The 11,942-nt window shown below is 71.7% G+C and carries 11 protein-coding genes; 9 read left to right on the top strand and 2 right to left on the bottom strand.

The window, feature by feature from the left end:
* Positions 1-11: 11 nt before the first annotated feature.
* The 3 genes from FDO69_RS28575 to ilvD all read left to right on the top strand — a co-directional run bounded on the left by FDO69_RS28575 (position 12) and on the right by ilvD (position 3,458).
* A complete protein-coding gene (locus FDO69_RS28575; protein ID WP_104783359.1) occupies positions 12-836 on the top strand; it encodes a sugar phosphate isomerase/epimerase family protein in 825 nt (274 codons plus the stop codon).
* Entirely contained in the window at positions 833-1,465 is a 633-nt protein-coding gene (locus tag FDO69_RS28570) for a TetR/AcrR family transcriptional regulator (RefSeq protein ID WP_104783356.1), read from the top strand. The genes FDO69_RS28575 and FDO69_RS28570 overlap by 4 nt, the downstream gene beginning before the upstream one ends.
* A 139-nt stretch (positions 1,466-1,604) precedes the next feature.
* A complete protein-coding gene (ilvD, locus tag FDO69_RS28565) occupies positions 1,605-3,458 on the top strand; it encodes a dihydroxy-acid dehydratase (RefSeq protein ID WP_104783353.1) in 1,854 nt (617 codons plus the stop codon).
* A 77-nt stretch (positions 3,459-3,535) separates the two neighbouring features.
* Here the strand turns inward: ilvD and FDO69_RS28560 are convergent, their stop codons facing one another.
* Positions 3,536-5,698 (bottom strand): serine/threonine-protein kinase, encoded by a 2,163-nt coding sequence (locus FDO69_RS28560; protein ID WP_104783350.1) that lies wholly within the window; start codon positions 5,696-5,698, stop codon positions 3,536-3,538.
* 183 nt (positions 5,699-5,881) lie between these two features.
* On the opposite strand from FDO69_RS28560, the gene FDO69_RS28555 reads away from it, so the two are divergent.
* From FDO69_RS28555 to proC, 6 genes are all read left to right on the top strand, one after another.
* Positions 5,882-6,202, top strand: a complete 321-nt coding sequence (locus FDO69_RS28555; protein ID WP_104783348.1) for an SH3 domain-containing protein — start codon at positions 5,882-5,884, stop codon at positions 6,200-6,202.
* Between the two features lie 42 nt (positions 6,203-6,244).
* Positions 6,245-6,757: a hypothetical protein gene (locus tag FDO69_RS28550; RefSeq protein WP_104783345.1), complete on the top strand. Its 513-nt coding sequence runs from the start codon at positions 6,245-6,247 to the stop codon at positions 6,755-6,757.
* 155 nt (positions 6,758-6,912) lie between these two features.
* On the top strand, positions 6,913-7,710 hold the full coding sequence (locus FDO69_RS28545; protein ID WP_104783342.1) for a class I SAM-dependent methyltransferase: 798 nt from the start codon (positions 6,913-6,915) through the stop codon (positions 7,708-7,710).
* A 76-nt stretch (positions 7,711-7,786) separates the two neighbouring features.
* Positions 7,787-8,635: an ABC transporter ATP-binding protein gene (locus FDO69_RS28540; RefSeq protein ID WP_104783339.1), complete on the top strand. Its 849-nt coding sequence runs from the start codon at positions 7,787-7,789 to the stop codon at positions 8,633-8,635.
* Complete coding sequence (locus FDO69_RS28535) at positions 8,632-9,456, top strand: ABC transporter permease (protein WP_104783336.1); 825 nt, start codon at positions 8,632-8,634, stop codon at positions 9,454-9,456. Before FDO69_RS28540 ends, FDO69_RS28535 begins: the two co-directional genes overlap by 4 nt.
* Before the next feature lie 105 nt (positions 9,457-9,561).
* On the top strand, positions 9,562-10,374 hold the full coding sequence (gene proC / locus FDO69_RS28530; protein WP_104783333.1) for a pyrroline-5-carboxylate reductase: 813 nt from the start codon (positions 9,562-9,564) through the stop codon (positions 10,372-10,374).
* 44 nt (positions 10,375-10,418) lie between these two features.
* Here the strand turns inward: proC and trpS are convergent, their stop codons facing one another.
* Positions 10,419-11,453 carry a tryptophan--tRNA ligase gene (trpS, locus tag FDO69_RS28525; RefSeq protein WP_104783330.1) on the bottom strand — a complete coding sequence of 345 codons (1,035 nt, stop codon included), beginning with the start codon at positions 11,451-11,453 and terminating at the stop codon, positions 10,419-10,421.
* Between the last annotated feature and the right edge of the window lie 489 nt (positions 11,454-11,942).

Below are 11,942 nucleotides of genomic sequence, written 5' to 3'. Positions count from 1 at the left end.
ATCTGTCCTGCATGGCAGAGCCAGCCGTGAAGATCCCGGACGCGAAGGTCGCCCTGTCGACGGCCTCGGTCTACCCGGAGTCGACGGCCACGGCCTTCGAGATCGCCGCGCGCCTCGGCTACGACGGAGTCGAGGTCATGGTCTGGACCGACCCGGTCAGCCAGGACATCGAGGCCCTGCGCAGACTCAGCGACTACCACCAGATCCCGGTCCTGGCCGTGCACGCCCCCTGCCTGCTCATCACGCAGCGCGTCTGGTCCACCGACCCGTGGACCAAGCTCCAGCGGGCCCGTGCGGCGGCCGAGAAGCTCGACGCGAGCACGGTCGTCGTCCACCCCCCGTTCCGCTGGCAGCGCCAGTACGCCCGGGACTTCGTCACCGGCATCTGGCGCATGGCGAACGAGACGGACGTACGGTTCGCCGTCGAGAACATGTACCCCTGGCGCTACCGCGACCGCGAGATGCTCGCGTACGCCCCCGACTGGGACGTCACGAAGGACGACTACCGGCACTTCACGATCGACCTCAGCCACACCGCGACGGCCCGCTCCGACGCCCTCGACATGGTCGACCGCATGGGGGACCGGCTCGGCCACGTCCACCTCGCCGACGGGCGGGGCTCGGCCAAGGACGAGCACCTGGTGCCCGGACGCGGCACCCAGCCGTGCGCCGAGGTGCTGGAGCGGCTCGCCCTGACCGGCTTCGACGGGCACGTCGTCATCGAGGTCAACACCCGCCGCGCGATGTCGAGCGCGGAGCGCGAGGCCGACCTGGCGGAGGCCCTGGCCTTCACCCGCCTGCACCTGGCCTCGGCGGTGAAGGTGCCGCGGCGATGACCGGCCGGCCCCCGGCAGGCAGCGCGTCCGGCACCACCGCGCGCCGCCGCGGCCGCCCCCCGCGCACGGAGTCGGCGGACACCCGCGACCGCATCCTGACCGCCGCCCGCGACGAGTTCTCCGAGCGCGGCTACGAGAAGACGTCCGTGCGCGGCATCGCCAAGTCCGCCGGGGTCGACTCCGCCCTCGTGCACCACTACTTCGGCACGAAGGAGCAGGTCTTCGAGGCGGCGATCACCCAGTCCTTCGGACCCGCCCTGCAGGCCCCGAAGGCCATCGAGGAAGGCCCGCTCGACGGGGTGGGGGAGCGGCTGGCCCGCTTCTTCTTCGGCGTCTGGGAGAACCCGGCGACCCGCGCGCCGCTGCTCGCCATCGTCCGCTCCGCCCTCACCAACGACACCGCGGCCGCCGTCTTCCGGCGGATCGTCGCCACCCAGGTGCTGCGCCGCATCGCCGTACGGCTGGACCTGCCGGATGCCGAGCTGCGCGCCGAGCTCGCCGCCGCCCAGCTCGTGGGCACCGCGATCATGCGGTACGTCCTCAAGATCGAGCCGCTGGCCTCGGCGGATCCGGAGCAGGTCATCGCGCGGCTGGCCCCGGTCGTACAGGGACACCTGACCGATCCGTAAGGCCCGAGGGCGCCGTCGTCCGAGACGGGCATCCCGCATTCCGGACACTCCGTCCCGCCCACTGGATGACCGGCGTACGCTCGGTAGCAGTCAGAAATCTCCGAACTCTCTGACGCCGTCTTTGAAGGAGCGAGCGACGATGCCCGAGCTGAGGTCCCGCACAGTCACCCACGGCCGCAACATGGCGGGCGCCCGCGCCCTTATGCGCGCCTCCGGTGTACCGGGCGGGGACATCGGCCGCAAGCCGATCATCGCGGTCGCCAACAGCTTCACCGAGTTCGTGCCCGGGCACACGCACCTGGCACCGGTCGGCCGGATCGTCAGCGAGGCGGTCGTCGCCGCCGGCGGCATCCCGCGCGAGTTCAACACCATCGCCGTCGACGACGGCATCGCCATGGGCCACGGCGGCATGCTCTACTCCCTGCCCTCCCGCGACCTGATCGCGGACAGCGTGGAGTACATGGTCGAGGCGCACTGCGCCGACGCCCTGATCTGCATCTCCAACTGCGACAAGATCACCCCGGGCATGCTGAACGCCGCCCTGCGGCTGAACATCCCGACGGTCTTCGTCTCCGGCGGCCCCATGGAGTCCGGTCGCGCCACGCTCGTCGACGGCACGGTCCGCACCCTCGACCTGGTCGACGCGATCTCCGACGCCGTGAACGACAAGATCTCGGACGAGGACATCCTCCGCATCGAGGAGAACGCCTGTCCGACCTGCGGCTCCTGTTCCGGCATGTTCACCGCCAACTCGATGAACTGCCTGACCGAGGCCATCGGCCTGTCCCTCCCGGGCAACGGCTCGGTCCTCGCCACCCACACGGCCCGCAAGCAGCTGTACGTCGACGCGGCGAACACGGTCATGGACATCACCCGCCGCTACTACGAGCAGGACGACGAGACGGTCCTGCCCCGCAGCGTGGCGTCCTTCGCGGCCTTCGAGAACGCCATGGCCCTCGACATCGCCATGGGCGGCTCCACCAACACGATCCTGCATCTGCTGGCCGCCGCCCAGGAGGCGGGCGTCCCCTTCGGCCTGGACGAGATCAACGCGGTCTCGCGCCGCGTGCCGTGCCTCGCCAAGGTCGCCCCGAACGTGGCGAAGAACCGCACGTACTACATGGAGGACGTGCACCGCGCGGGCGGCATCCCCGCCCTGCTCGGCGAGCTGCACCGCGCGGGCCTGCTCAACGAGGACGTGCACTCGGTCCACAGCCCCTCGCTCGGAGACTGGCTCAAGACCTGGGACGTCCGCGGCGGCTCCCCGTCCCCGAAGGCCGTGGAACTGTGGCACGCGGCCCCCGGGTGCGTCCGCTCCGCCGAGGCCTTCTCCCAGTCCGAGCGCTGGGAGGCGCTGGACGAGGACGCCGAGGGCGGCTGCATCCGCTCCGCCGAGCACGCCTACTCCAAGGACGGCGGCCTCGCGGTCCTCAAGGGCAACCTGGCGGTCGACGGCTGCGTCGTGAAGACGGCCGGCGTCGACGAGTCCATCTGGACCTTCGAGGGCCCGGCGGTCGTCTGCGAGTCGCAGGAGGAGGCCGTCCAGAAGATCCTCACCCAGCAGGTCAAGGACGGCGACGTCGTCGTCATCCGCTACGAGGGCCCCAAGGGCGGCCCCGGCATGCAGGAGATGCTCTACCCGACCTCGTACCTGAAGGGCCGCGGCCTCGGCAAGACCTGCGCGCTCGTCACGGACGGACGCTTCTCCGGCGGCACCTCCGGCCTCTCCATCGGCCACGCCTCGCCCGAGGCGGCCGCGGGCGGCACCATCGCCCTGGTCGAGGACGGCGACCGGATCCGCATCGACATCCCGAACCGCTCCATCGAACTCCTGGTGGACGACGCCGAACTGACCCGCCGCGAGCAGGCCCTGAACGGCGTGTACGCCCCGAAGAACCGCGACCGCAAGGTCTCGGCGGCGCTGCGCGCCTACGCGGCGATGGCGACCAGCGCGGACAAGGGCGCGGTGCGGGACGTGTCGAAACTGGGCTGACCCCCACCGGCTCCGAGGGCCGTCTCCCGCTTGCCGGGGGCGGCCCTCGCGCATGTCTCGTGCCGCGTACCCGCCGGCTACCAGGCCGCCGGATCGCGCCCGTTCACGGCGAAGACGGTGCCGTCCGGCGCGCTGCCGTAGACCCGGTCGCCCACGACCACCGGCTCGGGCAGCTCGGCCGGGATCCGGTCCGACCGGTCGCCCAGCCGGGGGGACGTCTGCCCGGCGACCTTCCCGCGCCGCGCGTCGACGGCGAGCAGCCGCCCGTCCGACGTCGTCACGTACACGTACCGGTCACCGGCGACCGGCGTGGACCCTCGCATCGTTCCCGTCTCCAGATCCCACACCTGCTCACGCGCCTCGAGATCGACGGCCACCAGCGAACCCCCGGTCCCCATGAGACAGGCCAGGTTCCCGCGCACGGCGCCATGGGCCTGCTGGAGGGGGACGGCGAGGGGCACCCGTCGGGTCTCACCCGTCTTCGGGGTGTAGCGGACCACGGCCCGCGCATCACCGTGCACCGCGTCGAGGGACAGGAGGAACAGCGAGCCGTCGCTCGCGCCGAAGGGCTTCAGCGTCCCGTCGAGCCGGGCGTCCGACCGCACGTCGCCCGTCTGCGGGTCCACCACGGTGAGCCGGGTGCTCCGCCCGTCCTGCGACGCGCCGGCGAGGTATGCCAACGGGTCACCGCCGAACGTGGCGAAGTACGGCGCCTCATGGCCGGGGATCCGGTGGCTCCAGCGCACCTCACCGGAGGCGCCGTCCACACCGGTGACCTTCCCGTCGGTGCCCGTGACCAGGAGCATGCCGCCGGCGTACACCGCACTGCCGGCCTCGGGTGTGTCCCGCTGCCAGCGCACCTCGCCCGAGGCCGGATCAAGGGCCTCCAGGCGACGCCCCTGGTTCGGCGAGGGCTGTACGAGTCCACCGGCCAGCACCGGCGGCTCCTTCCGGGGCCCCTTGCCCACAGCGTGCCGCCACAGCAGGTGCCCGTCGGACGGATCCAGGGCGAAGACCAGTCCGGACGTGGCGCAGAGCAGCCGTCCCGCCCCGTGGGAGCACAGGGGCGCGCTGCCCCCGGCCGCCGGTGTGCTCTGCCACCCGCTGAACGCGGCCGACGTGGTCCGCGGGGAGGCGGGTTGTGGTGAGCCGCCGTCATCGTCGAGCAACGGGAGCGAGGCCAGGGCACCGACGACGGCCAGGCCGAACGCCCCGGCTCCGAGGGCCGCCCGCCTGCCGAGCCGCAACCCCCTGCCACGACCGGCTCGCACCGCGCGACCTGCCGGCACGGCACGATCGGCTTCCCCCGCACGATCGGCTTCCACCTCACGGACGGGTCTCCCGGCGGGCGGCCTCGGACCTCCGGTGTCCCAGGTCCGCTGAGCAGGTATGAACGTCTGCGTGTCGTACGAGGCCGCCACCGACCGCAGCTCCCGCATCAACTCGTCCGGCGTCGGCCGCTCCTCGGGCTCCTTCGCCAGACACCGCAGCACCAGCGGCGCCACCTCGTCCGGCACACCGGTCAGGTCGGGCTCGTCGTGCACCACCTGGTACGCGACGATGTACGGGCTGTCGGAGTCGAACGGCCCCTGCCCCGTGGCCGCGTGCACCATCACCGACCCGAGCGCGAAGATGTCGGCGGCCGGACCCACCTCGCGCGGGCGCCGGAACTGCTCGGGCGCCATGAAGGGCGGCGTGCCGATCAACCTGCCGGTCTCGGTGCGCAGTTCGCTGTCGACCGGCCGGGAGATGCCGAAGTCGATGACCTTCGGTCCGTCGTCGGCGAGCAGGACGTTGCTCGGTTTCAGATCCCGGTGGACGACCCCGGCGCGATGGATGTCCCGCAGCGCCTCGGCCAGCCCCGCCATCAGGCGCCGCAACTGGGCCGGGTCCATGGGGCCGTTCCGCTTGACGTGGTCGGACAGGGTCGGGCCCGGGATGAACAACGTGGCCATCCAAGGCCGTTCACCGTCCGGGTCGGCGTCGACGACGGGTGCCGTGAAGGCACCGCTCACCCTGCGCGCCGCCGCCACCTCCTGCCGGAAGCGCCCCCGGAAGTCAGGGTCCTTGGCGAACTGGGCGTGTACGACCTTCACCGCGAGCTTCATCCCGGAGGTGCTCCGGGCCAAATGCACGACGCCCATCCCACCCGCGCCCAGACGGGACTCCAGACGGTAGTGACCGGCGTGTTCGGGAAGTTCCGCTTCCGCGCCCGCTCCGGCATTTCGCTGTGGCGCCATGGAACCACCCCCGTGCTGTTCGTCCGCGCGCGCGACGCACGGAGCCTAGTCGAAGACTCGTACGGGACAGAGGCGGCTTGCTAGCCTCCACGCACGAGTTGCGCACGTGTGTTTCATCGTGCGACTCGGGGGAATCAACGGCACCCCACGGCGTCGGCCTGGGGATCAACGGGGGAGAAACACATGTCTGTCGACCATGTCCAGGAACTCGAGGGCGCAGGCGAGGGCGAGACGGTCACCATGGCGGCGTCGGATTTGCGCTCGTACGCCGTCGCCCCGGGCGTCCGTCTGAACGTCCGCAGCGGACCCGGCACCGGCTACGGCATCGTCCGCGTCCTGCCCGAAGGAGCCAGGGTCACCATCTTCTGCCAGCGTCCCGGCACCACGGTGGCGGGCCCGTACGGCACCTCGAACATCTGGGACAACATCGACGACGGCGAGTACGTCGCGGACGCCTACGTGAACACCGGCAGCGACGGCTACGTCCGCCCGCGCTGCAGCTAGCCCGCACGGAGCCCGCGGCCCGGCAACGGTCATAATCGACCCGTGAGTGCAGAAGACAGCACCCCCGCCGCCGCCGCGGGCTCCAGGGCCGGGACCCCCGGACCCCGCCCCGAGCCCCTGCGCTTCTTCGGCACGACCTGGCTGAACCACGACAACGGCTACACGCCCCGTCGTATCGCGGTCACCGTCGGCTCCCTGGCCACCGCCGCCGTCTCCTGCCTCGTCCTGCGCCTCGCCTACCAGGGCCTCCAGATCGCCGCGATCGGCGGCTTCGTCACGGTCCTCATGGTCGCGATGTTCGCGATCTGCAGTGCGATGGCCTTCCGCCACACCTGGGACGGCTTCACCCGCCGCCCCGACCCCGAGCGCCAGGCGTCCCTGCGCGGCCTCCTGGCCGTCGGCTTCGTCGGCTCCCTGCTCGCCTACTTCTTCCGCTCCCTCACCGAGGCACCCGGCGAGAAGCTCCACCGCCAGGAGTACGAAGAGGCCCGCAAGCAGTACGAGAAGCGCGCCACACGCCGCTCGGGCAACCCGAAGAACCGCCGCCGGGCGTAGCGCCCGCCGTGCGACGACCGGGCGTGGCCGTCCAGCGGATCGCGGGCAGGCCCGACTCTCGAACCCCACACCACCCCACCCCACCTCACCCAACTCCCGCCGCTCTCACCGGGATCTCACCACTCACCACCCCACCCCCCGGCCACCATGGCCGTATGACCACACCGCCCTCCGCCCACCACCCCACCCCCGAGCCCACCCGCAGCGCCCGAGCCCACTCCTTCAACGCCGCTGCGGCCCAGTACGCCGCCAACCGCCCGTCCTACCCCCCGGCCCTCTTCGACGCGATAGAAGACCTGACCGGCCGCCCCCTCACCGGCACCCGTGTCGCGGACATCGGCGCCGGCACCGGCATCGCCACCGCCCTCCTGCACGCGAGGGGCGCGAACGTGATCGCCGTGGAACCCGGCGAGGGCATGGCGGCCCAGTTCCGCCGCACCCTCCCGGCCATCCCGGTCATCCGCGGTACGGGCGACGACCTCCCCCTCGCCGACGACTGCGTCGACCTCGTCACCTACGCCCAGGCCTGGCACTGGACCGACCCCGCCCGCGCCGTCCCGGAAGCCCTGCGCGTACTGCGCCCCGGCGGCGCCCTCGCCCTGTGGTGGAACACCGACGCCCTCGACGTCCCCTGGATCGCCGAGGCCGCCGCCCGCACCGAGCGCCACTTCCGCATCGACGTCTCCGCCGAGAAGCGCAACGTCAACGCTCGCGCCGCCGACCCCACCGGCCTCCTCGACTTCACCCGCCGAACGGTCCGCTGGAGCCGCCGCGTCCCGGTCGACACCCACCTCGCCAACATCGGCAGTCACTCGGTCTTCCTCGTCCACGGCGCCGAACACACCGCATCGTTCCTGGCCGCGGAACGCGAGCACCTCCTCCGCACCTTCCCGGACGGTTTCGTGCAGGAGGTCTACGAGGTGGTCCTCCTCCTCGCCGAGACCCCGGCCTGACGCGCACCCACCGGCCCGCGAAGGCCGCACCACGGGCGGCTTGACGCGCCCGATCCCCGGGAGCATTATTCATCGCATGATGAATAATGCTCCCGGCTCGCCACGCCCGGGCCCCGCCCACACCGCCGACCGTCCCCCGACACCGGACACCCCAGCCGTCCACACCCCAGCCGTCCACGCCGAGAACCTCACCGTCGTCCGCGGCCCCCGCACGGTCCTGCGCAACCTCGGCTTCACCGTCCCCCGAGGCCAGATCACCGGCCTCCTCGGCCCCTCCGGCTGCGGCAAGTCGACCCTCATGCGCGCCCTCGTCGGCACCCAGGCCAAGGTCACCGGCACCCTCGACGTTCTCGGCCACCCCGCCGGACACCCCGCCCTGCGCACCCGCATCGGCTACGTCACCCAGGCCCCGTCCGTCTACGACGACCTGACGGTCCGGCAGAACCTGGACTACTTCGCCGCGATCCTGAACCCCGGCCGGGCAGCCGCCGACCGCCGCGCCGAAGACGTCACCCGCGCGATAGCCGACGTCGACCTCACCACCCACGCCGACTCCCTCGCCGGCAACCTCTCCGGCGGCCAGCGCAACCGCGTCTCCCTCGCCGTCGCCCTCCTCGGCGCGCCCGAACTCCTGGTCCTCGACGAACCGACCGTCGGCCTCGACCCGGTCCTGCGCCGCGACCTGTGGCACCTCTTCCACGACATCGCGACCGGCCGCGGCGCCACCCTCCTCGTCTCCTCCCACGTCATGGACGAGGCCGAACGCTGCCACCGCCTCCTCCTCATGCGCGACGGCGAACTCCTGGCCGACGACAGCCCCGACGCCCTGCGCACCCGCACCGGCGCCGACACGGTCGAGGAGGCCTTCCTGCACCTGGTGGACGAGGCAAAGGCAGCAGCCCGCATGAAGGAGACGACCCGATGACGACCCCGACAACCCCGACAACCCCGACAACCCCGGCCACACCGGCGACCCCGACCACCAGCTCGCCCGCCCCACCCAGGGCCCTCAACGCCTCCCGCACCACCGCCACCGCCGTCCGGGTTTTCCGCCAGCTCACCCACGACCCCCGCACCATCGCGCTGCTGGTCCTCATCCCCTGCGTGATGCTGTTCCTGCTGCGCTACGTCTTCGACGGCAGCCCCCGCACCTTCGACAGCATCGGCGCGTCCCTGCTCGGCATCTTCCCGCTCATCACGATGTTCCTGGTGACGTCCATCGCCACCCTGCGCGAACGCACCTCCGGCACCCTCGAACGCCTCCTCGCCATGCCCCTGGGCAAGGGCGACCTCATCGCCGGCTACGCCCTCGCCTTCGGCGCCCTGGCGATCATCCAGTCCGCCCTGGCCACGGGCCTCGCGGTCTGGTTCCTCGGCCTCGACGTCACCGGCAGCCCCTGGCTCCTCCTCCTGGTGGCCCTCCTCGACGCCCTCCTCGGCACGGCCCTCGGCCTGTTCGTGTCGGCCTTCGCGGCCTCGGAGTTCCAGGCGGTCCAGTTCATGCCGGCGGTGATCTTCCCGCAGCTCCTCCTGTGCGGCCTGTTCACCCCGCGCGACACCATGCACCCGGCCCTGGAAGCCCTCTCCGACGTCCTCCCCATGTCGTACGCCGTCGACGGCATGAACGAGGTCCTGCGCCACACCGACATGACCGCCACCTTCGTCCGGGACACCCTGATCGTCGCGGGCTGCGCCCTCCTGGTCCTGATCCTGGGCGCGGCGACCCTCAGGCGCCGCACTGCGTAAGCCGGCCCGGCGCGACGTCCCGCCCAGCGGACACCCGAGCCGTCGCCCACTCCCCGGTGCGAGGATGGACCCCGGACGACGCACCCTTCGGAGGCACCCCGCGCCATGACCCAGAAAGTCGCAGTCCTCGGCACCGGCAAGATCGGCGAAGCCCTGCTCAGCGGAATGATCCGCGCCGGCTGGACCCCGTCCGACCTCCTGGTCACCGCCCGCCGCCCGGAACGAGCGGAAGAACTCCGCAGCCGCTACGGCGTCACCCCGGTCACCAACCCGGAGGCCGCCAAGACCGCCGACACCCTGATCCTCACGGTCAAGCCGCAGGACATGGGCACCCTCCTCGACGAGCTCGCCCCGCACGTCCCCGCCGACCGCCTGGTCATCAGCGGCGCCGCCGGCATCCCCACGGCCTACTTCGAGGAGCGTCTCGCTCCCGACACCCCGGTCGTCCGCGTCATGACGAACACCCCCGCCCTCGTCGACGAGGCCATGTCCGTCATCTCCGCCGGCACCCACGCCACCGCCGACCACCTCGCCCACACCGAGGAGATCTTCGGCGCCGTCGGCAAGACGCTCCGCGTGCCCGAGTCCCAGCAGGACGCCTGCACCGCCCTCTCCGGCTCCGGCCCGGCCTACTTCTTCTACCTGGTCGAAGCCATGACCGACGCCGGCATCCTGCTCGGCCTGCCCCGCGACAAGGCCCACGACCTGATCGTCCAGTCCGCCATCGGCGCCGCGACGATGCTCCGCGACAGCGGCGAACACCCGGTCAAGCTCCGCGAGAACGTCACGTCCCCCGCCGGCACGACGATCAACGCCATCCGCGAACTCGAGAACCACGGCGTGCGGGCCGCCCTCATCGCCGCCCTCGAAGCCGCCCGCGACCGCAGCCGCGCCCTGGCCTCCGGCAACAACAGCTGAACACCCGGGGGCGGGCCCGACCCGCCCCCGGCTGCCCGCACCCCTCACACCCCCGGCACGGGACCCGCCGCGGCCACCTCCTCCACAGCGGGCAGCAACCCGATCGCCCGATACGCGGCGTCCACCGTCGGCCGGGCCATCCCCCGAGCCCGTCCCGCCCCGTCCCGCAGCACGCCCTCCACATAAGCGGGATCGGCACACAACTCCTTGTGCCGCTTCTGCAGCGGCCGCAGCACCTCGACCACAGCCTCGGCGGTGTCCTTCTTCAAGGCCCCGTACGACTCGTACGCGTCACTCAACCGCTCCGGCTCCCCACCTGTGCACGCGGCGAGGATCTCCAGCAGATTCGCGAGCCCCGGCCGGGCCTCCCGGTCGTACACGACCTCTCGCCCGCTGTCGGTCACGGCCCGCATCACCTTCTTACGCACCACATCGGGCTCGTCCAGCAGATAGACGATCCCCGGCCCGACGTCGTCACTCTTGCCCATCTTGGACGCCGGGTCCTGCAGATTCATCACCCGCGCCGCCACCTCCGGCCGCGTGGCCCGCGGCACCACGAACGTATGCCCGTACCGCTGGTTGAACCGCACGGCGATGTCCCGCGCGAGTTCCACATGCTGCCGCTGATCGTCCCCGACCGGCACCGCGTCGGCCCCGTACGCCAGGATGTCCGCCGCCATCAGCACGGGATACGTCAGCAGCGACAGCCGCACGCTCCCGCCCCGCCGCTGCTCCCGCGCGGCCTTCTCCTTGTACTGGATCATCCGCCGCATCTCACCGTCGGTGGCCACACACTCCAGCAGATAGGACAGCCGGGCGTGCTCGTCCACATGGCTCTGCACGAACACCGTGCAGAGCTCCGGATCCAGCCCGGCCGCCAGCAGCAAGGTCGCGCACTGCCGGCTCAGCCTGCGCACCCGCGCGGGATCGTGGTCCACGGTCAGCGCATGCAGATCCACGACACAGAACAAGGCCTCCGCCTCGTGCTGGTCCACGGCAGCCCACCGCCGCATGGCCCCCAGGTAGTTCCCCAGCGTCAGATGCCCCGTCGGCTTGACCCCGCTGAAGACCCGCGTCATCTCTCCACCTCCCGGTCGGGACCGCCGCTCCGGGCGGCCGCCCCTCCGTGGTTCCGGGAGGGAGAAACGAAAACGGCCGCCGAAGCGGCGGCCGTTGAGTGCATACGTGAGCACGGCCGCCGTCAGGCGGCCCACCACAGCTGGGTGCACGTACGCGTCGTCATGCAGCCCACGCTACGCCCCGGGAGTGCCGCCCGCCCCCTGGTTTGACACGCCCTACCCCCATCCGTAGTGTTCTCCGAGTTGCCCGACGTGAGCGCCGACTCCGGTCGGTCCCCGGGCAGCCACTCCGCAGGTACTCACCACTATTCGACGCGCAGTACGTCTGTCGTCGTTTCATTGGCATGTGTATTTACGGAATGAGGAATCCCCGTTCGAAAGGACGCGGCCCCCGATTGGCTCGGGAGCCGGGGAATCCGCTAAAGTCTCACTCGTCGGAACGGCCCAACAGCCGCAAAGACAAACCCCGCTGACCGGGGATCAGGCCCG

This window comes from Streptomyces tibetensis (genome assembly GCF_007655005.1).
Classification (GTDB): Bacteria; Actinomycetota; Actinomycetes; order Streptomycetales; family Streptomycetaceae; genus Streptomyces; species Streptomyces tibetensis.
The sequence above is the reverse complement of the archived record's forward strand: the minus strand, read 5'-3'. Positions and strand labels throughout refer to the sequence as shown.